Annotated in this window: 27 protein-coding genes; 22 read left to right on the top strand and 5 right to left on the bottom strand. The window is 48.7% G+C overall.

Features of this window, described 5'->3' with window-relative positions; all coding sequences use genetic code 11:
• Positions 1–36: 36 nt before the first annotated feature.
• The 10 genes from ACZ45G_RS30375 (at position 37) to ACZ45G_RS30330 (ending at position 7,786) form a co-directional block, all read left to right on the top strand.
• Positions 37–1,488 carry a DUF1254 domain-containing protein gene (locus tag ACZ45G_RS30375; RefSeq protein ID WP_464174381.1) on the top strand — a complete coding sequence of 484 codons (1,452 nt, stop codon included), beginning with the start codon at positions 37–39 and terminating at the stop codon, positions 1,486–1,488.
• A gap of 285 nt (positions 1,489–1,773) precedes the next feature.
• Complete coding sequence (locus tag ACZ45G_RS30370) at positions 1,774–1,980, top strand: hypothetical protein (RefSeq protein ID WP_464174379.1); 207 nt, start codon at positions 1,774–1,776, stop codon at positions 1,978–1,980.
• Positions 1,981–2,139: 159 nt separating this feature from the next.
• Entirely contained in the window at positions 2,140–2,418 is a 279-nt protein-coding gene (locus ACZ45G_RS30365) for a hypothetical protein (RefSeq protein WP_464174378.1), read from the top strand.
• 88 nt (positions 2,419–2,506) lie between these two features.
• Positions 2,507–2,734 (top strand): DUF2092 domain-containing protein, encoded by a 228-nt coding sequence (locus ACZ45G_RS30360; RefSeq protein ID WP_464174377.1) that lies wholly within the window; start codon positions 2,507–2,509, stop codon positions 2,732–2,734.
• A 16-nt stretch (positions 2,735–2,750) separates the two neighbouring features.
• Positions 2,751–3,041, top strand: a complete 291-nt coding sequence (locus tag ACZ45G_RS30355) for a hypothetical protein (RefSeq protein ID WP_464174376.1) — start codon at positions 2,751–2,753, stop codon at positions 3,039–3,041.
• Positions 3,042–3,122: 81 nt separating this feature from the next.
• Entirely contained in the window at positions 3,123–4,205 is a 1,083-nt protein-coding gene (locus tag ACZ45G_RS30350; protein WP_464174375.1) for an OmpA family protein, read from the top strand.
• 66 nt (positions 4,206–4,271) lie between these two features.
• A complete protein-coding gene (locus ACZ45G_RS30345; protein WP_464174374.1) occupies positions 4,272–4,652 on the top strand; it encodes a hypothetical protein in 381 nt (126 codons plus the stop codon).
• 296 nt (positions 4,653–4,948) lie between these two features.
• The gene (locus tag ACZ45G_RS30340) at positions 4,949–5,122 is read left to right on the top strand and encodes a hypothetical protein (protein WP_464174373.1); all 174 of its coding nucleotides are present in this window, start codon (positions 4,949–4,951) and stop codon (positions 5,120–5,122) included.
• Between the two features lie 99 nt (positions 5,123–5,221).
• Positions 5,222–6,781, top strand: coding sequence for a phospholipase D family protein (locus tag ACZ45G_RS30335; RefSeq protein ID WP_464174372.1), 1,560 nt, complete (start codon positions 5,222–5,224; stop codon positions 6,779–6,781).
• A gap of 63 nt (positions 6,782–6,844) precedes the next feature.
• Entirely contained in the window at positions 6,845–7,786 is a 942-nt protein-coding gene (locus tag ACZ45G_RS30330; RefSeq protein WP_464174371.1) for a DMT family transporter, read from the top strand.
• Here ACZ45G_RS30330 and ACZ45G_RS30325 read toward each other — a convergent pair.
• Positions 7,745–9,343, bottom strand: coding sequence for a sigma-54 interaction domain-containing protein (locus tag ACZ45G_RS30325; protein ID WP_464174370.1), 1,599 nt, complete (start codon positions 9,341–9,343; stop codon positions 7,745–7,747). The genes ACZ45G_RS30330 and ACZ45G_RS30325 overlap by 42 nt on opposite strands.
• 218 nt (positions 9,344–9,561) lie before the next feature.
• On the opposite strand from ACZ45G_RS30325, the gene ACZ45G_RS30320 reads away from it, so the two are divergent.
• From ACZ45G_RS30320 to ACZ45G_RS30290, 7 genes are all read left to right on the top strand, one after another.
• Complete coding sequence (locus tag ACZ45G_RS30320) at positions 9,562–10,419, top strand: 3-hydroxybutyryl-CoA dehydrogenase (RefSeq protein WP_464174369.1); 858 nt, start codon at positions 9,562–9,564, stop codon at positions 10,417–10,419.
• A 38-nt stretch (positions 10,420–10,457) separates the two neighbouring features.
• Entirely contained in the window at positions 10,458–12,269 is a 1,812-nt protein-coding gene (locus ACZ45G_RS30315; RefSeq protein WP_464174368.1) for an acyl-CoA dehydrogenase, read from the top strand.
• Between the two features lie 63 nt (positions 12,270–12,332).
• Positions 12,333–13,583, top strand: coding sequence for a thiolase family protein (locus ACZ45G_RS30310; protein WP_464174367.1), 1,251 nt, complete (start codon positions 12,333–12,335; stop codon positions 13,581–13,583).
• A 265-nt stretch (positions 13,584–13,848) separates the two neighbouring features.
• Positions 13,849–14,526, top strand: coding sequence for an ATP-binding protein (locus ACZ45G_RS30305; protein WP_464174366.1), 678 nt, complete (start codon positions 13,849–13,851; stop codon positions 14,524–14,526).
• Between the two features lie 26 nt (positions 14,527–14,552).
• On the top strand, positions 14,553–14,693 hold the full coding sequence (locus ACZ45G_RS30300; protein ID WP_464174365.1) for a hypothetical protein: 141 nt from the start codon (positions 14,553–14,555) through the stop codon (positions 14,691–14,693).
• 91 nt (positions 14,694–14,784) lie between these two features.
• A complete protein-coding gene (locus tag ACZ45G_RS30295; RefSeq protein ID WP_464174364.1) occupies positions 14,785–14,940 on the top strand; it encodes a DUF4277 domain-containing protein in 156 nt (51 codons plus the stop codon).
• Positions 14,941–14,945: 5 nt separating this feature from the next.
• Complete coding sequence (locus ACZ45G_RS30290; protein WP_464174363.1) at positions 14,946–15,245, top strand: response regulator; 300 nt, start codon at positions 14,946–14,948, stop codon at positions 15,243–15,245.
• A gap of 51 nt (positions 15,246–15,296) precedes the next feature.
• Here ACZ45G_RS30290 and ACZ45G_RS30285 read toward each other — a convergent pair whose 3' ends face one another.
• Entirely contained in the window at positions 15,297–15,539 is a 243-nt protein-coding gene (locus tag ACZ45G_RS30285) for a hypothetical protein (protein ID WP_464174362.1), read from the bottom strand.
• A 40-nt stretch (positions 15,540–15,579) separates the two neighbouring features.
• Positions 15,580–15,726, bottom strand: coding sequence for a hypothetical protein (locus ACZ45G_RS30280; RefSeq protein WP_464174361.1), 147 nt, complete (start codon positions 15,724–15,726; stop codon positions 15,580–15,582).
• A 97-nt stretch (positions 15,727–15,823) separates the two neighbouring features.
• Here ACZ45G_RS30280 and yjgA point away from each other — a divergent pair, with 97 nt between their 5' ends.
• The 5 genes from yjgA (at position 15,824) to ACZ45G_RS30255 (ending at position 22,662) form a co-directional block, all read left to right on the top strand.
• Complete coding sequence (yjgA, locus tag ACZ45G_RS30275; RefSeq protein ID WP_464174360.1) at positions 15,824–16,315, top strand: ribosome biogenesis factor YjgA; 492 nt, start codon at positions 15,824–15,826, stop codon at positions 16,313–16,315.
• Between the two features lie 117 nt (positions 16,316–16,432).
• The gene (locus ACZ45G_RS30270) at positions 16,433–18,685 is read left to right on the top strand and encodes a cache domain-containing protein (RefSeq protein WP_464174359.1); all 2,253 of its coding nucleotides are present in this window, start codon (positions 16,433–16,435) and stop codon (positions 18,683–18,685) included.
• Positions 18,686–18,742: 57 nt separating this feature from the next.
• A complete protein-coding gene (locus tag ACZ45G_RS30265) occupies positions 18,743–19,414 on the top strand; it encodes a response regulator transcription factor (RefSeq protein ID WP_464174358.1) in 672 nt (223 codons plus the stop codon).
• Between the two features lie 168 nt (positions 19,415–19,582).
• Positions 19,583–20,941 carry a hypothetical protein gene (locus ACZ45G_RS30260; protein WP_464174357.1) on the top strand — a complete coding sequence of 453 codons (1,359 nt, stop codon included), beginning with the start codon at positions 19,583–19,585 and terminating at the stop codon, positions 20,939–20,941.
• A gap of 74 nt (positions 20,942–21,015) precedes the next feature.
• On the top strand, positions 21,016–22,662 hold the full coding sequence (locus tag ACZ45G_RS30255) for a fatty acid--CoA ligase (protein ID WP_464174356.1): 1,647 nt from the start codon (positions 21,016–21,018) through the stop codon (positions 22,660–22,662).
• Here ACZ45G_RS30255 and mtnA read toward each other — a convergent pair.
• Positions 22,659–23,768 (bottom strand): S-methyl-5-thioribose-1-phosphate isomerase, encoded by a 1,110-nt coding sequence (gene mtnA, locus ACZ45G_RS30250; protein ID WP_464174355.1) that lies wholly within the window; start codon positions 23,766–23,768, stop codon positions 22,659–22,661. The genes ACZ45G_RS30255 and mtnA overlap by 4 nt on opposite strands.
• Before the next feature lie 70 nt (positions 23,769–23,838).
• Positions 23,839–24,489 carry a DUF2959 domain-containing protein gene (locus ACZ45G_RS30245; RefSeq protein ID WP_464174354.1) on the bottom strand — a complete coding sequence of 217 codons (651 nt, stop codon included), beginning with the start codon at positions 24,487–24,489 and terminating at the stop codon, positions 23,839–23,841.
• Positions 24,490–24,541: the final 52 nt, after the last annotated feature.

Below are 24,541 nucleotides of genomic sequence, written 5' to 3'. Positions count from 1 at the left end.
TGTTACCAAACCAAATGAAACATAAGGAGATGACACATGAAAACAACAACGTTTAGAAACCTGCTGTGCGCCATACTGTGCTGCGTGCCGTTGATGGCAAGCGCCGAGGATGTGGTGCAAACCCGCATTGGTGAGCTAACGTTCACGCAGGATTTTGCCGCCGGTTACCCGACAGATGCCACCATCGACAAGCTGTTCGACGAGATCGACTTCCAGCGAGCGAGCCAGGCCTACATCTGGGCAATCCCGCTGGTCTCGATGGCGCAGTGGCAGTATGCCTACAATGTGACGCTGGGTGCCGAGAACGGCCAGATAGTATTCCTCAATGGCTACGACGACATCCTGGGTGGGCTGACCTTCAATGCCACGACACCGTACGCACTGGTGTTCATCGATCTCGCGAAGGAGCCGTGGATCGTGCACATGCCGGAGGGTGAGGTTCGCGGTGCTGCCCATGATATGTGGGAGCGTGAAATAACGTCGATGACCAAGCCCGGGAAATACGTGTTTGTAGGGCCGGGCCAGAAAGCGCCGGCGGGCGCCGAGCAGGCGGGCTACACGGTGCACAAAACACCGACGAATAGCATCTTTCTCGGTATTCGCCTGATTCCTACCGACCCTGACGAGCGCACGGCATTGCTCAGCAAGGTGGACATCTATCCATACGCCGAGCGTAACAAGCCAAATCCTCGGCGATACATCACACCGCAGGGCAAGCGTTGGTCAGGAGCGCATCCGCGCGGGATGGACTACTGGCAGCGTCTGTCGGACATCATCAGCAAAGAACCCGTTGAAGAGCGTGATCGCTTCTTCATGGCGATGTTGAAGCCTCTCGGTATCGAAAAAGGCAAACCTTTCAATCCTACCGATCGCCAGAAACGCATCCTGATGGAAGGCCTGTTGGTCGGCGAAGCCATGGCCAAGGCGATCGACTTCAAAAAGAGCCCACGACTCGAAGATGCGCACTACGGAGATGGGTCGCGCTGGGATATTGATACCACCTCGCCGCCGGATCAGCGTCGCGAGCATTATGATGCCCTGGACGGAAGAGCGGCCTGGCTCTATGAGGCGGTTACCAACAACCTCGCCATGCATGGCATGGAAACCGGCAAGGGCCAGGTCTACCTGACGTCGTATAAAGATACGGATGATGAGTTCTTTGACGGCGGTAGGAATTACACGCTGCATATCCCACCGAAGGCGCCTGCAAAACTATTCTGGTCGCTGACCCTTTATGAAGTGGATGGCCGCGACATCATACACAACAAGTACAAAATCGCTGACCGCTCGTCACGCATGGACTTGTTGACCAATAAGGATGGCTCCATTGATCTGTACTTTGGTCCGGACGAGCCGAAGGGCAAGAAGCAGAATTGGATACCGACGGAACCCGGTCGAGCGTTCTTCCCGATGATGCGTTTCTACTCGCCGGGTAAGACGTTGCTGGACCGCAGTTGGGTGTTGCCTGACATCGAGAGGGTGAAGTAGTTAATGAAAAATACCTTCGGGCAGGGCACCAATACGGTTCTCTGCTCAGTGAGTTCAAAAAAACATTGACACCAAAGAGTACAAGGTTTTCAAAACACCAACCAACAGTATTTTTCTTGGAAAGCATTTAATCCAACACCCGAACAGACCAGAATCCTGACTGAAGGTGTATTGGTAGGCGAAGCCATGGCCAAGGCCATGGATAGATCATGGATTCTTCCGGACATCGAAAAGGCCGAATAAATAACTCTGGTATGCAGCCCAGCAGGGGTTGTCAGAAATTCATTGGCCGGATCGATATTTTTTCTCCAACATGGCTGGATCATTACCCTCCAGGCCATTGTGTCAATTTTCCTGATGGCTGTGGTCATAAGGAACCGGGCGACCATTAAAGTGTCTTCGCGCTGGCGCTTTCTGGCAGCCCCCATTGAAATTGCCTTTCCCCAGCGGGATCTTCGTGTACGGTCCATGGATGAATCGGTTGGTCTGTAATCTTGAATTTACGGAAAGAAAACAGGCTCTCCCCCATAGCGGGGGACCCCGTTTCCCTCTTTGCGGGGGATTCTTTTTTTAATTAATTTCTTCTATACTCTATTTAAAAAAATTTAAATTTTTAGCCTTTGGCAACAGTATCGAAAACAGGGAGGGGGTATGTCAGGAAATAAGGGAACAAAAAGAATATTCCTTGACTCTCAGGTTACCTATCGTATCAAAATCCAGGGATGCCTTGAAGAAATCTGGTCTGACCGCCTGGCCGGCATGAAGATCACAATGAATATTCAGGTCTACCAGGATTCGGTGACCACCCTTGTGGGACGGGTAAAAGATCAGTCGGAATTGATCGGTGTGCTCAACAGTCTTTATGAGCTGCGCATGCCGTTATTGTCATTGGAAATAATACCCGAAAAAGAGGACCGGGGTGGAGAATGAATTTAAAAATAAATTTTAAACGAACGGAACCTAGGATGAAACAAAAAAACAGTCTATCCAAGGCAATTGGTGGCGGCTGGTACTATTCTTGACCCTTATCGGCAGCCTTTTTACCGGCCCGGCCATGGGGGCCCAAGGCATCAACCCTGGTGCAGACAGTATCCTGAAGTCGATGTCCGTCTATATGGGAGGAGCTAAGGCCTTCAGTATGATTGCCGATATCGATTTTGAAATTGTTGCAACAAATGGACAGAAGCTTCAGCTCAGCAGTTTTGCAACAGCTCTGGTCCAACGGCCGGGAAACTCAAGAAAATAAGGTGCCATGGGAAACCTTGAGTTTAAATATAGGCGTGTTTTTTAGTTCAATTGACAGCAGTTTTGGCATTGGGGGGAATAATATAGATTTTTTCTTTTTAGAATATGATAATTATGAAGGCAGCATTATCGATATAAAATTAGCAGTAGAATATAATCTATTCAAGAATGTGGGATTTGGTTTGGGATATGAACATCTTGAAGTAGATGTTGAAGCCCATGACTCAAGCTATCCCGGTATGAATTTTAACGGTAATCTTCTGTTTGATTATTCGGGGATTCAACTTTATACAAAAATCTATTTTTAATTGATTTTTGTATTTCTTGGTTTAAGCAAAGTCGTTGTGTATGGACGGGAAACAAATACTAATTCTAAAAGGAGTATTGTTATGAAAATTAAGAAAACATGGGTATGGATGGTTTTATTACTGGTGGGCGGATTTGTTTCAAATCTTTGGGCCTTTGAAATCATCACCGCAGATGATATCCGGCAAAAGATTATTGTGAACACAGACCTTATCAAAACGGCGGACAATGCCATCTTCCTTTTTGATTCGTCCAGTTCAATGAACAAACCCTATAAAGATACCGGTATGACCCGATACGAAGTCGCCAAAAAAACCTTGATGGAAAGAAATACCTACTTTCCTGATCTGGGTCACACCTTTGGTTTTTACCTGTATACCCCATGGAAAGAGATTTATCCGGTCCAAAAATATGACAGGGCTAAATTTGCCAAAGCGTTGGAATCTCTGCCCCAAAAAGCAACCTCTGCCACCTTCCTGACCGATGGGCTCAAACGGCTTGATGGGGTGCTCAAAAAATTAGAGGGAAAAACAGCTGTCTTCCTTTATACCGACGGCAGTGACACCAATCAGGGGGGGGGCAGGAAAAAACCCGTGGCCTATGCCCAGGAACTGGCCAAAAAATATGATGTCTGTTTTTATATTATCACCACGGCCGACGATTATTATAGCTCGGATCTTCTTACCCGGGCCAACGAGTTGAACTTTTGCTCCCGGGTGATTGCCTTTGATGATTTTATTAATCGCCCCGGGTATAATTCCGAGGCTCTTTTCACGGTGAAAGCCACAAAAAAGATTGTCACCATTACCGATAAAAAGATCGTGGGTATTAAAACAAATAATTTTTTATTTGATTTTGATAAAACGGATTTATCGGCGGATGCAAGGGAAAGGCTTTCAATTCTGGCTGCCTTTTTGAAAGCAAATCCCAAGGCATTTACGGCCCTGGTAGGCCATACCGACAATACCGGAACAGAGGACTACAACCTGGGGCTCTCCTACAAAAGGGCTGAAAGCATCGGCCGTTATCTGGTGGACAATTTTCAAGTGGATCCATCCCAGCTTGTCCTGTTCTGGTTTGGCCAGCTCAATCCGGTTGCTGACAACGAAACCATTGAAGGGAGACGGCAAAACCGGAGAGTCGAGATTCTGGTCGGCGGAATTTAGGCACCAAACCGCTTGTGAACAATAAAAATAAAAATTGGGGGTGGAAGAGATTCAAGGGGATGCCCGTTGTTTGCTGCATGGCAATCATCTGGCTTTCAGGTATCCGTGTCACGAACCATGTATGAAGACTACCTGGCATCCCAACAACCCAAACTTGCGAAAAGAAATTTCCAACTCCCTGTCATTGATTTTATAAGACTTAACAACAAATCAAAACTCAGTGACGAGGTTTTTTATGCGCGTTTGGAAATTCAGGAACATGCCCCAAGCATTTACACGGAGATATATCAACCCCTGGATTACAAGTCTCGCTACTTTATTCACCCGCGGCTTTTATATAACAAAAATCCCATGAACTTTTATACAGATACCGATGAAAAATTAGCTGAATACCAGTTAACTAAATATGGGATTGATCTGGCCTTTGATAGAGAATTCGGTACCTAGGGCGAATCCCGCATCGGTCTCAGGAGACTTCAAGGAGATGCAGAACGCCAAGTCGGTACGCCTCTTTTGCCGGATTATGATTTTGATCAGGGTGAAATTTACGCAAGCCTTCTCACCGACACCCTGGATAATTTACTAATGCACCGCTTCAAAACAAATTTAGATTGGGGGGGCTTTTTAACCTTTCCGGATTTAATGAGGATCAGTTAAACGGTAATCAGCTGGGATTGTTGAATTTAATGTACTTGTATAAAATAGGTGATTTCAACCTCCTGCCAACCTATATAGGAGGAACCTTGGAATTGGGCAATGTCTGGGAGGAGAAAGACCAAATGGATTTTGATAATGCCATCCTCGCCGGCAGCATATTCCTAGGTATGGATACATTTTTAGGGCCTGTATACCTCGGCTATGGCAAGGCTGAGGGGAACCATCAGGCTTTATATTTTTATCTGGGTAAAACATACTAGGTATAAATTTCACAATTAAAATAATAAATTATCGCGTCAGATGAGGTTTCGGCATCACCTGCAGTAATTCAAACTTAATTTGATATGGGACGAATAAAAATGTTTAAAAATATTATTATTTTAATGACAGCGCTGGCGATATTTTTGATTAACGGTTGTTCCACCCTGCCTAAAGATTTTGATAGGCCGCTTTCCTATGCCTACACGGATACTGACGGCACCCGGCTTGGCGCTGATCGCCGTGAAGAAATAAAGGCCCATCCCGGGCAGTCTGGATTCCTGCTCCTGGGAAACGGTCTGGATGCCTTTTTGGCACGGGCAGTACTGGCCCATTCTGCAGAACGAAGCATTGATGTTCAGTACTACCTTTACCACAACGATCTTGTTGGTGCTCTTTTTACGGATCAACTGCTCAAGGCGGCTGACCGGGGGGTGCGGGTTCGGTTGCTGGTGGATGATATGGGGCTTACAGGCAAGGACCTTGCAAGTACAATACTCGACAGTCATCCTAACATGGAGGTTCGCATATTTAATCCATTCAGCCGGAAGACTGGCAGAATGTTACAATTGGTAACCCGGATGGGTTCGGTGACGCGACGTATGCACAATAAATCATTTACGGTGGACAATCAGGTTTCAATTTTAGGGGGGCGCAATATTGGTAACGAATACTTTGAAGCCGATCCGGGCCTGGCTTTTGCGGATTTGGATGTACTTGCCATTGGCTCAGTGACAAAACAAGTCTCCACCTCTTTTGATAAATACTGGAACAGCGAACTTGCATATCCTGTGTCAGTGCTCAAAGACAAACCAGTAACACCGGATGAAATTGAGCAAAAACGACAAGAGTTAAACGAATTCGTTGCCCAACAGGCTGATTCAGAATACCTCCAGGCCCTTAAAAATTCATCCCTGGCCAAAGACATAAGAAACAATCAGGTAATTTTTAAGTGGGGAGAGGCAGATGTCATCTATGATGAGCCGGAAAAGATCCTAAAGGATTTTGACCAAACCCAATATCATCTTTCCACCCAACTCAAACCTTATTGGGAGAATGTCCAAAAAGAATTAATCATATTTTCTCCCTATTTTGTTCCAGGAAAGTCCGGAACAGCCTTTTTGACCCGGTTGGCCCAACGGGGCGTTCGAGTACGCATCCTGACCAATTCCCTGTCATCCAACGATGTCGGCATTGTACATGCAGGATATTCCAAGTACCGAAAGAAATTATTGCGCGCCGGTGTCCAATTATATGAGATGAATAAGCAGCTCACCCGGAAACAGCGCAAAGAAAAAAAAGGCAAGGGCGGGTCATCCAAAGCCAGCCTGCACGCCAAGTCCTTTGTCTTTGATCGAAATAAAATTTTTATCGGCTCTTTGAACCTTGATCCGCGCGCGTTGGTCCACAACACTGAAATTGGTGTTGTGATATCATCAACGGAAATTGCGGTTGAAATGAGCGACTGGTTTGATGAAAATATTGGGAAAATAGCGTTCCGGTTGGAACTGATAAAAGGTAAAAACGGTAGTGAACAGATTCAGTGGCACGGTGTGGTGGATGGAAAAGAACACACGTTTGACGTCGATCCCTATACGGGTTTTTGGAGACGTTTCGGTATCGGCTTTATGAGTATTTTACCCATTGAATCGCAACTTTGATGATAAAGGCAGTGGATTTGGGATAAAAGATTAGGGTTTCGGTTCGGGTGGAAAAGTGATATTTTGAGCGGTTTTAATAAAACCGTTGAAAAAGGAAAAATATTGAATCAATCCCCCAGCAGAATGGTCCCTTATATTTGCCTGGTCCTGGCCATGGTATTATGGGCCAGCACCTTTGTTGCTCTAAAGCTGGCCTTTCGGGTCTATGATCCCATGGTGGTGATTTTTGGGAGAATGCTGGTGGCAAGCCTGTGCGCCCTTTGTTTCCCCTTTGTTTTCCGGAACATTACCTTTCGGTCGAAAGATCTAAAATACATTGTGATCATGGTTATCTGCGAGCCCTGCCTTTACTTTGTATTTGAAGCAAAGGCCCTGGTGCAGACCTCGGCATCCCAGGCAGGCATGATCACAACCATGATGCCACTGCTGGTGGCCATTGCCGCCTGGGGAATCCTAAAGGAAGAGCTGACGATAAAAACCCTTTTTGGGTTTTTAATTGCCGTCATCGGGGCTCTCTGGCTGAGCATCGCATCGGAATCCTCCCAACATGCCCCCAATCCCATCTGGGGTAATTTTCTGGAGTTCATGGCCATGGTCTTTGGCTCGGGATACGCCATCTGTCTGAAAAAACTTTCAAATTATTATTCCGCGCTGTTTCTCACCTTTTTACAGGCCTTTGCCGGAGCTATTTTCTTTTTTCCCATCCTTTTTCTTCCCAGCACAATAATGCCGGTTGAAATTGTGCCCCTCCCTTTTTTAGCAATTCTCTACCTGGGCGGTGGTGTCACCCTTGGGGCCTATGGGTGTTATAATTACGGAGTCAGCCAGATTCCTGCCAGCCAGGCCACGGCATTTATAAATCTCATACCGGTATTTACACTGATCATGAGCGTTCTGATTTTAAAGGAGACGTTTACAGGTGTCCAATGCCTGGCTTCGGGGCTTGTATTTGTCGGGGTGATTCTAACCCAGACCCCCTTTGGACATGCTACTGCGGCCAAATGAAATATTAAGCTTTTTCATCCGTTTGCGCAGGGTGGACGGATGAATGTTCAACAATTTTGCCGCCCCCCTTTCCCCCTCCACCCTTCCCTTGCACAGGTCAAGGACATGGCAGATATGAGCGACCAGAACCTTATCCAATTCAAGGGGGGCAACCTGCTGTTCTGTTTTATAAAACCTGTCTGATGTTTTTGAAAAGTCCTTGTTTAAAGGCAAGGATACGGAGGGGGAAATCAATTCTTGACTGCCAATCTCCTTGAAGAACAACAAACTGGATCGGTCCAGGATCAGGGAACGCTCCACTGCATTTTCAAGTTCCCGGATATTGCCGGGCCAGTGATATGCCATGAGACGTGCCATGGCATCGGGGCAGGGGGCAGGGATATGGGGGAGCTTCATCTCCCTTGCTTTTTTCAGGATAAAATGCCGGACCAGGGCCGGGATATCTGTGACCCGCTCCCTTAATGGTGGAATGTGAATGGGAAAGACCCGGAGCCGGAAAAACAGATCTGCCCGAAATTTTTGTTCTTCCATCATGATTTCTAAATTTCTGTGGGTGGCAGCAATGATCCGGATATTGACCCGCACGGTTTCACTCCCCCCCACCCGGTCAATCTCCTTTTCCTGGAGCACCCGGAGCAATCTGACCTGGGCCTGGGCAGACAGTTCTCCTATTTCGTCCAGGAAAAGAGTGCCGCCCTGGGCCCGCTCGATGCGCCCCCTCTTCCTTGAAACGGCACCGGTAAAGGCCCCTTTCTCATAGCCGAACAACTCACTGTCCAGCAAGGAAGCCGGAATGGCCCCGCAATTGACCCGGATAAAGGGACCGTCTTTTCTCAAGGAAAGATTATGGATGGCATTGGCCATCACCTCCTTGCCCGTCCCCGTCTCCCCCAGCAGCAGGACCGGGCTTTCAAGGGGGGCAACCTGGCGGACCATTTCCATGACGCCCTTTAGTCCCTGGCCCGCACCGATCACCTGTTCTCCTACCATTTTGTTTAACTCTTCCTGGAGGTAGCGATTGTCGTCGGCCAGCAGCTCCTTGAGGTTTTTCAATTCCCGGAATCGCAGGCTATTGGTCAGGGCAATGGCACAGGGTTTGTCCAGCAGGCTTAAGAGTCGGACATGTTCGGCACAAAATTGTTCTCTACCATTGTTGAACACGCTGAAAATTCCCAGCATGGTTTTTTCCAGGACCAGGTCGATGACCACGGCGGACAGGTCCCAGGCTTCCAATCGATCCGCCACAGGCCCTGTGATGGGATCATCCCCCAGGCGGTCTATGAGCCGGACCCGGCCCAGCCGCTGTTTTTCGATTTGGCGCTTGCCCCTGGCAGACAAGGGTATCCGCATGGAGACGGCATGTCCTCCTGCAGGCGTTGCATGGGCAATGGTTTCAACAATGCCCGCATCCCGGTGGTAGACATGGAACCCCGCCTGTCCTGCCGGAATAAACCTGCGGATATACAGCAGACATTGGTGAAGGGCCCGTTCAATCTCCAGGCTGGAGCAAAGCTTTAGGGTTGCTTCCCTGAAAAAATCCTTTTCGTCAATTCCCATTATGCCCCCTGAAATTTTTCTGTTCTATTTGACAGAATATAGTAAAACCGGAAAATAGAACAGAAAAATCTTTCCCATGGCACAGAAATAGTTTCGTTTTTTCCTGGGTTCCCTGGCAATTGCCCGGTATACGGGGGTTCCTAAGCCCTGGCACGATTTATGCCATATCTTAAGCGTAAAAACCCTTTATCAACTGGAAAAAAGACAGGAGAAACATCATGGAAATTAAAAAGATTTGCGTACTGGGTGCCGGGATCATGGGAGCCGGGATTGCCCAATCAGCAGCCCAGGCAGGATTTGAAGTCACCATCCGGGATATGGAAGATCGGTTTGTGGAAAACGGACTCACCACCATCTCCGGCAACCTTGACCGGGCTGTGTCCAAGGGAAAAATGGACCAGGCTGCAGCCGACCAGATCATGGGCAGGATCACAGGCACCACCGACCTTGTCATGGCTGCCCAGGATGCCGACCTGGTCATTGAGGCCATCATCGAAATCATGGAGGTTAAAAAACAGGTCTACCAAGAACTGGACAATATCTGTAAAAAAGAAACCCTCTTTGCCTCCAACACCTCGGGCCTTTCCATCACCGAGATGGCCAGTGTGACCCAACGCCCGGACAAGGTCATCGGCATGCATTTTTTCAACCCCGTCCCCGTGATGAGACTTGTGGAACTGATCAAGGGCTTTACCACCTCCGATGACACCCTGAATATTGCAAAGGATTTTGTGGAGAAAATCAAAAAAACCTCCATTGAAGTGAAAGAGGCCCCTGGATTTGCCGTAAACCGCATCCTCTGCCCCATGATCAATGAGGCCATCTTTGTCCTGGCCGAAGGAATAGCAAGTGCCGAAGACATTGACAATGCAATGACCCTGGGCGCCAACCACCCCATAGGTCCATTGGCCCTGGCCGACATGGTGGGCCTGGACACCATGCTCCTGGTTCTGGAAGGATTTCACCGAGAACTGGGCGAAGACAAATACCGGCCCGCCCCCTTACTGAGAAAAATGGTACGGGCAGGCTATCTGGGCCGAAAAAGCGGCAAGGGCTTTTACGATCACACAAAATAAACAACACGATCAATACACTTTAACCTTTGGAGGTAAATATGGCCCAGGTAGTTGCAGACAGACGGGATGTGGACTTTGTTCTCCATGAACAATTAAATGTGGAGCAGCTCAGCCAATTTGAGCGCTTTGAGGAGTTTAATAAAAAAACCATTGATATGGTGGTTTCCGAAGCCCGGAACCTTGCCATCAAGGAATTGCTTCCCTATCTCAAGGAAGCAGACGAAGAAGGCTGTACCTTTGACAACGGCAAGGTCACGGTTCCCAAGGTGTTTCATCGGGCCTACAAGCTGTTTTGTGAAGGGGAATGGATCGCCATGTGTGATGATCCGAAATGGGGAGGCCAGGGCATGCCCGCCACCGTGGCCCTGGCGGCCAATAATTTTTTTAACGGAGCCAATTATCCGTTCATGCTGCACAATATCCTGAGCCACGGGGCCGGCAAACTTGTGGAAAGTTTTGGCACGGACAAACAAAAGCAGCTGTTTCTTGAAAAGATGTATACCGGCGTCTGGGGCGGGTCCATGCTCCTGACAGAGCCGGAAGCAGGCTCTGACGTGGGAGCCCTTACCACCAAGGCGGTTCCCAACGAGGATGGCACCTATTCCATCACCGGCAACAAGATCTTTATCTCTTCCGGTGAAAACGATCTGGTGGAAAACATCATCCACCCGGTATTGGCACGAATTGAAGGCGCCCCCGCAGGAACCGCCGGAATTTCGCTTTTTCTTGTCCCAAAATTCTGGGTCCACGAGGACGGCAGCCAGGGAGAATTTAATGATGTGATCTGCACCGGCATTGAAGAAAAAATGGGCATCCACGGCAGCCCCACCTGTTCCATGGCCCTGGGCGGCAAAGGCCAGTGCAAGGGAACCCTTCTGGGCCAGGCAAACAAAGGCATGAGGGCCATGTTTGTCATGATGAACGAGGCCCGGCTCCACGTGGGTATGCAGGGGTTTGCCTGCGCCTCTGCCTCCTATCTCAATGCCCTGAACTATTCAAGAGAAAGGGTCCAGGGAGCAGCGCTTACCGCTCCCAAAGGCTCCCCCGGTGTTCCCATTATCCAGCACCCGGATATCCGGCGCATCCTTCTCACCATGAAATCTAATTCCGAAGGCATGAGAAGCCTTCTCTATTATGTGGGGTTCATGGAGGACATGATCCATATCTCTGACAACGAAACGGACAAGCAGCGATACCAGGGCATCATTGATGTACTCATCCCCGTGGCCAAGGGCTATATCACAGACCGGGCCTTTGAGATGTGCTCCTGGGGGGTCCAGGTATTCGGCGGGTATGGATTTACCAAGGAATATCCCCAGGAACAATTGCTCAGGGATTGCAAAATCACCCAGATCTACGAAGGCACCAACGGGATCCAGGCCATGGACCTTTTGGGCAGAAAGCTGGGACTCAACAAGGGACGCGCCTTTACCGACCTTCTGGCCGAAGTCCAGAAAACAATTGACACGGCCAAAGAAATAGAAACATTAACCCCCCTGGCCGACATGATGGATGCCACCGTGGTCAAACTCATGGAAACGGCAAAGGCCATAGGAACTGTCATGGGCGCAAAAAAAATAGATGCAGCCTTTGTCCAGGCCCATCCCTTCCTGGATGTCACAGGAGACACCCTCATGGCCTGGATGCTATTGTGGCGGGCCACCATTGCCGCCCAGAAACTCGTTGACAAGCCCAAGAAAAAAGACATCTCCTTTTACGAGGGACAGCTCAAAAGTGCCCAGTTCTTCATCCATTCCGTTCTGCCCGTGGCCCGAGGGAAGATGGAGGTGATCATGGCAGGGGACACGGCCGCCCTGGATATTTCTGAGGAGTCCTTTGGGTCTAAATAAACCGCCTTCTATTGCAGATAATTAGAGCAGATAATTTTAAACCAAAATTGTAAGGATATAAAAATGAAAGAAGTTGTAATTGTTTCCGCCTGCAGAACCGCCATCGGAACCTACGGTGGGACCCTGAGAGATCTGAACGGCGCCACCATCGCAAGCGTTACCATGAAAGAAGCCATAAAAAGGGCTGGCATTGATCCTGACATGATTGATGATGTTCGCTACGGCACCTGTCTTGAGCACCATGATACATTGAACACCGCAAGGGTGGCAGCCCTCATGGCCGGGATCCCCGATACCGTGCCCGCCGTCACCTTGAACCGGGTCTGCATTTCCGGCATGGAATCAGCCCTTTCCGGCATGGCCATGATTCAGGCCGGTATGGCTGATATCATTCTGGCCGGCGGTGTCGAACATATGTCAGGCGTTCCCTATACCGTGCCCAAGGCCAGATGGGGATGCCGTCTCCAGGACACCCAGTTTGTGGATGCCCTGATCCACGCCCTCCACTGCGGCTCCGATGTCATGCCCCTTGATGGCACAACCCCCTTAAACACCCAAGAGGCCCCGGTCAGTTATTTCATGGGAAAACCCTATATCATGGGACACACCGCAGAATTTGTGGCCCATCACCTGGGGATCAGCCGGGAGGAGATGGATGAAGTGGCCCTGCAAAGCCATAACAATGCGGAACGGGCCACAAAGGACGGTTCATTTGCAGAAGAAATTACGCCCATAAGTGTCCCCCAGCGCAAACGAGATCCCCTCATATTTGATAAAGACGAACACTTCAGGCCGGGCATGACCATGGAAAAATTGACAGCACTTCCCCCTGCCTTTATCCCCAAAACCGGCAAGGTAACCGCCGGCAACTCCTCGGGCCTGAATGACGGTTCCACGGGCATGGTCATCATGTCAGCAGAAAAAGCCAAAGAACTGGGCCTTACCCCCATCGCCAAAATCAAAGCCAGCGGCATGGGTGCCTGCCATCCCAGCATCATGGGACTGTCTCCTGTGCCGGCGGTGAAAAGCCTCATGAAAAGATCCGGTCTTTCCATTGCCGATTTTGACCTGATGGAAGTCAACGAAGCCTTTGCCGCCCAATACATCGGCTGCGAAAGAGAATTGGGCCTGAACCGGGAGATCACCAATGTCAACGGGTCCGGCATAGGTCTGGGCCATCCCGTGGGCTCCACAGGGGCAAGGATCATGACCACCCTGATCTATGCCATGAAAAACCGGGGAGACAGCCTTGGCCTTGCCACCCTGTGCGGCGGCGGCGGCGTTTCCATGGCCTGCGCCATTGAAATGCTCTAGTTCCTATCCCTCGAGACTGAGGTAACGGATTTTACCCAAGGGCCGGAAAAAGAATGTTCCATACTTTTTCCGGCCCTTTTTTATTAAACAGGAAAGTTCACCACTATCAACCTCCCTGTTACAAATTTCAGATTACATTTTTTTAAAATTACATTTTCTCAGATCACAAAAATTTAAATACTATATGTTGTAGTTGGAAGGTTTCAGGAAAAACGAGCATTTCTTGTTAGCAATTCTCAGCCTGACATAGGTTTATGAGAAAGGTATGGTCATGCGGAACCTTAAAAAAGTGCAGGCCGGCCAGAATGTAAATGCGCCGGGAATGCCGGAAATCCCCCAAATTGTCTTTGAAGAGCTGCTGGTGAATGCCCTTATCCACAGAGATTATTTTATCAGCTCGGTGATCCGGATCTTTATTTTTGAAGATCGAATCGAGATCATCAGCCCCGGCCATTTGCCGAACAATCTGACCATTGAAAAAATCACGGCCGGCAACTCAAATATCCGCAATCCCATATTGGCATCCTTTGTCGCCAAAAAATTGCTTCCCTACCGGGGCCTGGGTTCCGGAATTCGAAGATCTTTGGAAGCGTGGCCTGATATTGATTTTTTTGATGATCGGGAAGGATGCACATTTAAAGTGGTTGTTCATAAAAAATCAGGCCAGGACGATCCTCTAAACAAGGCGGGACAAACCAGAAATAAAGATTTAAAGGTTCACCCGTTGGCTAAAGATGAACCTTTAAATGAACCTTTAAATGAGTTACAGAACCAAATTTTAAATTTTATCCGAACAAACCCCAATGCACCCTATGACGACTTGACCGGATCTCTGAATAAAGGCCGGACAATCATAATGAGAAATATTCAAAAATTAAAAAATCTGGGACGGCTATCCCGTATTGGATCAAAAAAAAGCGGTCACTATAAAATAACCCCATAAAAAGCGGTCTTGAAGCATTGGTATTTATGAAACGATGGAAAGACAGCGTAAAACACCAGAAAGCATTTGAAGCTCTTTCAAAGGAATATTCAGACATCCTGGCCATAGAGAAAGACCTCCAGAAAAGAGATATATCCGTCCTTAAAGCCTACATTCCGCAGGTGTAGAAAATTTTTTTTGAAATATTTCAAGTTAGCCTAAACAAACTTATATCTTATAGTATATTATGCTTCCAAAATATAATTTGGAGGCCTGAAGATGAAGGAAGTCATAAAAACCGTAACGAAACGAATTGATGTGTTGCCAATGGTAAAGCATTATATTTCAGAGCTGAATCTATTTGAAATATTTAACAAACATATACCAAAAAAATCAAATGAACATATGGAACCTGCACAGGTTAAAAGGTTTTAGAACGGTTGGGATACACTGTCACGGTAACAACCGAAAGTTTTGGGGCCCTGGAAAAAATTCGTTCTGCCCCAGATAAATTCGATCTGGTCATATCCGACCAGACCATGCCCAGCCTGACCGGTGTAGAGCTGTCAAGGAAAATTTTAAAGACAAGGCCGGATATGCCCATCATCATCTGTACCGGTTACAGTTCTGCCATATCAGAAGAAAATTTCCTTGCCATCGGTAGCAGAAGATATCTCAAAAAACCCATCAGCACAAAACGCCTGGCAGTGAGTATCCGCCAAGTGATTGATGAAAGCTAAAAATAATTCTAACAAGGCACAGACAAGGTGTGCATGACACCTGCCCCGGTATCATTTTACAGCCAGGGCCAGGCCTGCCATGGCGATGTTGGTCTTCCACTCCTGGGCGGTGATCCCCCATTTTCTGCAATCCTCTGGGTCCGCATCCCGGTTAAATGCGGTTTTGAGCCATAAAAAATCCCGGTTGTCATAGCACCAGGCCGCAAAAGAGTCGTCCATGAGGAAGGTGGAAGGGGAAGTTTCCGGGTTTTGACCCATCATTTCTCTAAGTTCATCGGCTGTTTTTGCGAACATGATCTGCCTTTCATTGTATGGGGCTTTAAATTGCTCCGGTTTAGCATTTTAACAAATACCTGGCAACCCAATAGTTCAACCCTGGAATGAGCGCAGACGCTTTGCCCGATGATTTTGGCACTGCTGTCATGAACGCCTGGGCAGCAAGCTTTAGAAATATGATTTTTGCTTCCTTGACAAAAACCAAGGTTCTGTCCTATCATTTATAATTTCACAGCTTGATATCAAGCAGCTTGAAATATCAAGCAGCTTGAAGTACCAAGCGTTTATTCCCGGCGGTAACCATGGAAAATGAGATTCAATACATAAGTAAAACACAGGCAAAGAAAGAGGCGGATGAACTCCAGAAACTTGGAGAGCAACTGACCAAACTGTCCCCCCCGCAACTCAAACGAATGGGACTTCCCGATGCGCTGCTTGCTGCCCTGATAGAAGCCCGAGCCATTACATCAAACGTTGCCGGCAGAAGGCACCGGCAATTCATCGGAACCCTGATGCGGGATGTGGACCCGGAACCCATCCGCCATGCATTGTTAGAGATAGATGCCGGCCTTCCCGTTAAATCGACAATTGTCAAAGAGACCCAATGGCGGGACAGGCTATTAGCCCAAGACCCGGAGAGTATGGAAGCCTTTATCAGTGCCTGTCCAGAAATGGATCACCAGAGACTGAGGCAACTTTTGAGAAATATCAAACGAGAGAAAGCAACCGGCAAATCTTCAAAATCATTAAAATTACTGGAACAGCTCATCATGAAAAGCTGTGGTGACCAATAAAAAATCCATGGTATCTATCCATTTTTCATATGATAGATACCAGAAATATTTTTCAAGGTTATTTTATCACGCAATAACCATCCCGAAAACCTGTCTGCTCACCCTTGCCCGGATAGGATGACGCATTTGTCCCAGTTTTTCAGAAACCTAAAGATCCGGTCCAAGCTTTTGGGTGGCTATACCCTCATCTTTGTTCTGGCCACCCTTGTGGGTGGGGGGGTTATTTATCACCAGGTCCGCACCACCATTGAGGCCAATATTGAAAGTGAGCTGACCAATGCCACGGCCGCCATTCAGAGCATGGTCCAGACTGCCGCCGCCACCTCCATAAAAAACCATCTCAGGGCCATTGCAGAAAAAAACCGGGAGATTGTCCAGGCGATTCACAATGATTTTCTCCTGGGCCTGACCACTGAAAAACAAGCCAAGGATCTGTGCCGAAAAATTTTGTTCAGCCAGTCCATTGGTAAAACAGGTTATATTTTTTGTGCCAACTCAGATAGCATTGCCATTGAACATCCCAAACAGGGAGTGGCAGGGAAAAATTTTTCAAACCGTGCTTTTGTTCATGCGATGCTTAAAATGAAAACCGGGTACCTGGAGTATGACTGGAAAAATCCGGAAGACGATGCCTTAAAACCCAAAGCCATGTACATGTCCTATTTTGAACCCTGGGACTGGATCATTGCCGTCTCAACCTATAGGGAAGAATTCAACGCGCTCATCAATATTTCAGATTTCAGGGACAGCATTTTAAGTCTTACTTTTGGAAAGACCGGCTATGCATACATCCATGACTCCCTGGGCAACATCATTGTCCATCCGTTTATGACGGGCAATTATTATGATTCCCAGAACAGGGACGGCCAGTATTTTGTCCGGGATATTTGTGCGAAGAAAAATGGAAAAACTGTCTATATCTGGAAAAACCCAGGAGAAATCCTTGCCCGGGAAAAAATGGTTATTTTCAGATATATTCCCGAATATGATTGGATTGTGTGCTCTGCCACCTATCTGGATGAAATATTTGCCCCCCTGAGGACGATCCGGAATATCATTTTCAGTATTGTTTTTTTGACCTGTGTTCTGGTTTTTTCCACCTCCCTGTGGATTAATGCGACGGTCATCGGCCCCCTGCAAACCCTCATGAACCGATTTTCCATGGGGGCCTCCGGAGATTTCAATATCCGCATGCCCGTGGAATCCACCGATGAAATCGGGCAGCTGGCGGACTATTTCAACAAATTCATGGACAGACTGAATCGCCACGTCGATGAACAAAAAAAGAGTGAACAAGCCCTTCGCCTGTCAGAGGAGATGTTCTCAAAGGCCTTCAGGAGCAGTCCTTCGAGCATGTTTATTGCGGTATTAAAAGACAAGCGAATTATCAATGTCAACGACAGTTTCCTTGGTGTCACCGGTTACAGCCTCTTTGAACTCATTGGCAAAGAACTGACCGGCATCCGTTTTTTTTGCCATCCCGGGGACGGGATAAAACTGATGACCTCTCTCGAGGAAAAAGCCCCCCTTAAAAATTGGGAGATTGGTTTTCTCACGGCCACCGGAGAAAAACGGACCGGGATGATTTCCGTGGAACGGGTGAACCTATGGGGAGAACCGTGCATGCTCGGCGCCATTGAAGACATGACCGATGCCAAACGTCTGGAGAGGGAAATCCTCACCATCAGTGAACGGGAACGCCAGAGAATTGCCATGGATCTCCATGACGACCTCTGTCCCCAGCTCATCGGCATTGAAGTGATGATAAAGATGCTCCAGCAGCGGCTCAGGGAGAAAGAAAGCATTCCCCCTGGCGGGGAAGCCGTTGGCCAAGCCCCCAGCGAAGTCCCCAGCGAAGTCCCCAGCGAAGTCCCCAGCGAAGCCGACCGTGCCGGCAAAATCAGGACCCTGATTCTGGATTCCATTGAAAAAACCCGGGGTCTTTCCCGGGGCCTGGCACCGGTGAACCTGACGGACCAGGGATTTGATGTCTCCCTGGAGGAACTGGCCGCCTATGTCCAGGAGGTGTTCCATATCTCTTGTACCTTCTCCTGTGACAGTCCCCGGGCCTTTGAAGACAACGATATGGCCACCCATGCCTATTATATTGCCCACGAGGCAGTTCACAATGCCGTCAAGCATTCAAGGGCAGATCTTATTCGTATCCGCTTGACGAATCAAACCAAAACCGTCACACTTACGGTCGAGGACAACGGTATCGGTCTTGGCAGCCCCAAATCGGCCCCGGGAATGGGCATCCGTATCATGTCCTATAGGGCCAGCCGGATAGGGGCCTTGCTTGGGTTTGAAAAGAGTCCAAAGGGCGGGACCCTGGTTCGGTTGGAATTAAGTCCTCCGACAACTGGGTAAGCTGAAATTAAAGGGCAAGAACGGCTGGGAAAAAAACTCATAGAAGAAGAGAGGCCGATGGGAAAAGACTATTTAAAGATTCTTATTGTGGAAGACCATCCCATTTTCAGAATGGGTATGAAAGAGATGATAGAGCATGAACCCGATATGTCCGTGTGCGGGGATGCTGAAAATGTGGACACGGCCCTGGAACTGATTGAGGCCCAGAAACCGGATCTGGTCATTGTGGACCTGTCTTTAAAAGAGAGCAACGGCATGGACCTGGTTAAGGAAATCCATGCCCATCACAAACCAATTGCTTCCCTGGTGCTTTCCATGCACGACGAAGCCCTCCATGCGGAACGGTGTATCATGGCAGGGGCCAAGGGCTATATCATGAAACAGGAAGCCTCGGAATCCGTCGTCCTGGCCATCCGCAGGATCATGGCCGGCCATATCCATGTCAGCCCGACCATCATGAGTCATATCCTCAACACCTTCCAAAAACAGCCGAATCTGGCCCATGAATCCCCCCTAAAGAGAATCTCGGACCGGGAGCTTGAAATTTTCCAGCTCATAGGCCAGGGTCTCTCCTCCAAACAGATCGCCAACCAGCTCAATGTCAGTATCAAGACCATCGGCACCTACCGGGAACGGATCAAGGAAAAATTAAGTCTAAAAAATGCCACGGAGCTGGTCCGCCATGCCGTGATCTGGGTGGAGACCGGTGTATTCAAAGAACCTGTCTGAAACAAGGCAACCTGATCTGATCCTGTAGGAAACCCACCTACAAAAAGTTAGGATTTTTCCATACCCCAACATGGGTGACCCACCGATATTTTCCTTTCCCTAAATGACCTATGACTATAACCAGGTCTTTATCTTAGGTTTATCCAAAACCCAACAAAGGAGAAAGAAATGGTCACAAAAAGAGAAGAGGGAGCTGTCCAACCCGGTATTCGCTGGGGAAAATTTACCACCCGTATCCCTGGAATCCATGTGGATTTTTCCCTGCCTGAAATTATCCAGGGCGGATTGTTAACCACGGCCACCGGCGGTGTGGTGGCTGCCTTGACCATGAAATTTTTTCAGGTTCCCTTTGAAGTGGCCTGGGCCGTGGTCCTGATCCAGCTATTCTGGCTCTGGGTGGTGCCCACGGTGATCTGTGGTGAACCCTATGCACCGGGCTGGATCACCCCGGCCCTTCCCCTGGTCATGGTCTTTTTGGGAACCTTTGAGGCAGGGGTGCCGGCCATCCACGCCATGATGGCGGTGACCATCTGTTTGTCGGCAATTTTTCTGTTTTTCGCCGTCACCGGCCTGGGCAATCGCTTTTTCCAATGGGTGCCGGTGGAACTGAGGGCCGCCATTATATTCGGCGGGTCCATTGCCGCCTTTAATGCTGAATTCGGCCGCCTGGCCACTATGCCCGTCACCCTTTCCATTGTCTGGGCCGTGGTCTTCCTTCTCATGTTCTCCATCTGGTTCACCAAGGCAAAACAAACCAATAAAGTGCTGAACCTGTTGGGCTCCATGGCCCTGTTGGTGGGGTTTCTGGTGGCGGCCATTGTGGGGCCTCTGTCCGGGGAGCTCTCCTTTGATATCCAGATGGGCTGGCACATTCCCCAGATTGGTGCCTATATAAAAGCAGTTTCTCCCTTTTTCGTGGGATGGCCCGCCCTTGAGATCTATGCCAAAGCCTTTCCCCTGGCCCTGATGATCTATATTTTTATCTTTGGGGATCTGGTCCTGGGCAACACCCTGCTGGAACAGGCCGGCGAAAAACGAACAGACGAAAAAATTGAGGTAGACAATACCCGGAGTCATATCATCCTTTTTATCCGGAACATGGGTCATCTGTTGATGGCCGGTCCCTTTATTCCCCTCCACGGTCCCATTTGGACCGGTGTCCACGTATTCTTGACAGAGCGGTACAAATCCGGCCGGAAAAACATGGATTCCATATTTTCGGGTACCTTCAACTGGTATTGGCCCGCCTTTATACTGATTTTCATGGTTCCGGTAGTTACCTTCATGAAACCGCTTCTGGCGGTGGCGTTGTCCATTACCCTGATTCTCACCGGTTTTGCCTGTGCCTATGTGGCTATTTCCATGGTTAAAACTCCGGCTGCCCAGGGGTATGCCTTTTTCGTGGGCATGGTCATTGCCAAATTTGGCCCTGCATGGGGCATGGCGGTTGGCATCGGCCTGTACTTCCTGCTTCTGGCCCAAAAAATTCCGGAAAAATTAATGAAACCCCAACCCGAAGAAATATAAACCCCAAAAATATACAAAAAAAGAGATGGACAACAATAGATAATTTATAAATCAATAAAAATAAAGGAGCCAGAATGACAAATAAACTCATCACACCGACCCCGAGTGCCTACAATTACCCCCTGCTCATCAAGCAGCTGTTGGACACCCCCTTGATTTATTCGCCCAACCAGGAAATTGTCTACAGAGACAGTTTTCGCTATGACTATAAAACCTTTGGACAACGGGTCAAACAATTGGCCGCCATGCTGAAAAAACAAGGGGTTAAACCCGGGGATACCGTGGCGGTCATGGACTGGGATTCCCACAGGTATCTGGAATGCTTTTTTGCCATTCCCATGATGGGGGCGGTACTCCACACCGTCAATATCCGGTTGACCGCTGACCAACTCATCTATACCATCAACCATGCCGAAGATGATGTAATTCTGGTCAACCAAGATTTTGTTCCCCTGCTGGAATCAGTCCAGAGCCGGTTTGAAACGGTGAAACAGGTGATTTTGCTGTCGGATACCGGTGAACTCCCAACCTCCGATCTTTGTTTTTGCGGTGAATACGAAGCCCTGATTTCCGACACCAAACCGGATTATGATTTTCCTGATTTTGATGAAAATACCATGGCCACCACCTTTTACACCACCGGTACCACTGGCCTGCCCAAGGGGGTGTTTTTCAGCCACCGCCAGATTGTTCTCCACACCTATGGGGCCATGGCCGGCCTTTGCGCCTATGCCTCCCAGGCCAATATCACCTCGGCGGATGTCTACATGCCCATCACCCCCATGTTCCATGTCCATGCCTGGGGCATGCCCTATCTCATGACCCTTTTGGGGGCCAAACAGGTCTACCCGGGCCGGTACGAGCCTGAAATGCTGCTCAAGCTCATTGTCGGGGAAAAAGTCACCTATTCCCATTGCGTGCCCACCATCATGAACATGCTGGTCACAAGTCCGGCTATCAAACATCTGGATCTCAAGGGCTGGAAAGTGATCATCGGCGGATCCGCCCTTTCCAAAGGCCTTTGCAAGCAAGCCCTTGGATACGGCATCAACCTTTACACCGGATACGGCATGTCTGAAACATGTCCTTTGCTCACCCTGGCCAATATAAAACCCCATATGCTGGAATGGGGAGAGGATGAGCAGGTGGACATCCGCTGTAAAACAGGACTTCCCGTACCCAATGTCCAACTGGAAATTGTGGATTTACAGGGCAATCCCCTTGCCCATGACGGTCAGACCCCGGGGGAAATTGTGGCCCGGGCCCCCTGGCTCACCCAGGGGTATATCAAATCCGAGGAACAAAGTGAAGCACTCTGGGAGAACGGCTGGCTTCACACCGGTGACATCGGTGTCATTGATGATGAAGGCTATTTGAGGATCACGGACCGGCTCAAGGATGTGATCAAAACCGGCGGGGAATGGATCTCTTCTCTAGAGATAGAAGACATCATCAGTCAACATCCAGCCGTCAGTGAGGTGGCCGTTGTGGGCATTGTTGACGAAAAATGGGGAGAACGCCCCCTGGCCGTGGTGGTGGTCAAGGAGGGGCACCAAGGCAAGATATCAGAAACCGATATCCAAAATTTTTGCATGACCTTTGTGGAAAAAGGCCAGATCCCAAAATACGGGGTCCCTTCAAAAATCATTCTAAACGCCGAGATCCCCAAAACTTCTGTGGGGAAAATCAGCAAAAAAGATATAAGAGCGACCTACAATTAGGGTAATTTTTTGTCCGGAAACAGGGCCATGATATCTTCTTGCGTGGCCCTGCAGCATCCTCTCTCCGTGATAAATCCTGTCACCAGCCGGGACGGGGTTACGTCAAAGGCAGGGTTGGCGGCCTTACTTGTCGCAGGTGGTACCAGAACAGATTGGATCTGACCGTTTAAAAGGCCTTGTACGTATCGGATTTCATCGGGATCCCGCTCTTCAATGGGGATATCTTTTATCCCGTCTGTGATGGACCAGTCAAAGGTGGAGGAAGGCAGGGCCACATAAAAGGGGATATCATTGTCCCTGGCGGCCAGGGCCTTTAAATAGGTTCCGATTTTATTGGCCACATCCCCGGCCCGGGTGGTCCTGTCGGTTCCCACGATGACCAGGTCCACCATTTTGTGCTGCATGAGATGGCCCCCGGCATTGTCGGTTATCACGGTATGGTTGATCCCATGTTTGCCAAGTTCCCATGCCGTGAGGCGGGACCCCTGGTTCAGGGGTCTTGTCTCGTCCACCCAGACATGAACGTCTATCCCATTGTCAAAGGCGGTGTAGATGGGGGCGGTTGCCGTGCCATACTCCACACAGGCAAGCCACCCTGCATTGCAATGGGTGAGGATGTTGACCGGCTCTCCGTTTTTTTGTCTGCTGATCTCTTCAATTATGGACACCCCATATTCGCCGATCTTTTTGCAATTAATCGCTTCTTCTTCCACCACTTCCAGGGCTGTCGCCAGGGCAACCTTTACCCGTGCCTCGTGGGAGGTCTCCTTTAAGACCACATCCCGGACCCGATCCACTCCCCAAAAAAGGTTCATGGCCGTGGGCCTGGCATCCTTGAGCCGGATGCATTCTGCCTCAAAATAAGCATTGTCCGCTCCCTTATTATTTTTTTGTACCAGGCTGACATAGACCCCAAGGGCTCCGGTGGCACCGATGAGGGGGGCACCTCTAACGTACATATCCTTGATGGCACGGATGACATCATCCACCGTGTTTAGATCTTCGATGATCAGTTCATGGGGAAGCCGTCTCTGGTCAATAATTTGAACTGTCTTTGAATCTGTATCAAACCAAATGGGTCTCATCTCTTGTCCATCCACCTTCATATTTTGTTCTCCGTTATGGTAATATTTAAAATCAAGTATTTGAAACCAGGTATTTAAAAATCAGGCAAAGTTAAAAATTTTTTATAAAATTATCTGCTTCCCTGATGGAAAGGTTCATGTCATCAATGAGGGCTGTCACCTCTCGCTCTATGGACACAACTTCCCCGCCCAGAGAACCCACTGCCTTGGCATTGAGGTTATGCTTCAAATAGAGGGTATAGTCCTTGAGCTTTGCCAGGACCGGATACATGCCCTGGGTGGACTTGTTCATGGCCAGGTCCAGTTGTTTATATCGGATTTTGGCATCGGACAGGGAGCGTTGGCTCGAGGCTTTAAGCTTGGCATCATTGATCTGTTTGATTTCACCCGCCCATTCGGAAAATAGATCCGCTGCCACCTGTTCCACTGTGTTGATCCGTTTTTCAATCTGAACAGCCCTGGCATCGCAGTCTTCATAGCTGTCCTTGAGTTTATCGTAAAAGATTTCCAGATCGCCGCCGTCAAGGGCATAGAGTTCCTTGATCCGGGTGAGGGCGTCCTTGAATTCTTCCTGAGCCTTTGTCTGGCTTTCCTTCACATCTTCCACATCATCCACAAGAATATGCCGTTTTTCCTTGCCTATTTTTTCCATGGCAGAATAGTAGGCAGTGCTGCACCCGGATAAAAACAAAAATGCGCAAATAACGATGGCAAAAATAGGCTTAAGGTTGATTTTTTTCATTCGATGGTGCTCCCTTTCTATTGGTTGGCAGTCTTTTTTTGTGTTTTTGTAT

It is taken from the genome of Desulfoconvexum algidum (genome assembly GCF_055382125.1).
Note: the sequence above shows the minus strand (reverse complement) of the source record. Positions and strands in the feature narration are given on the sequence as shown.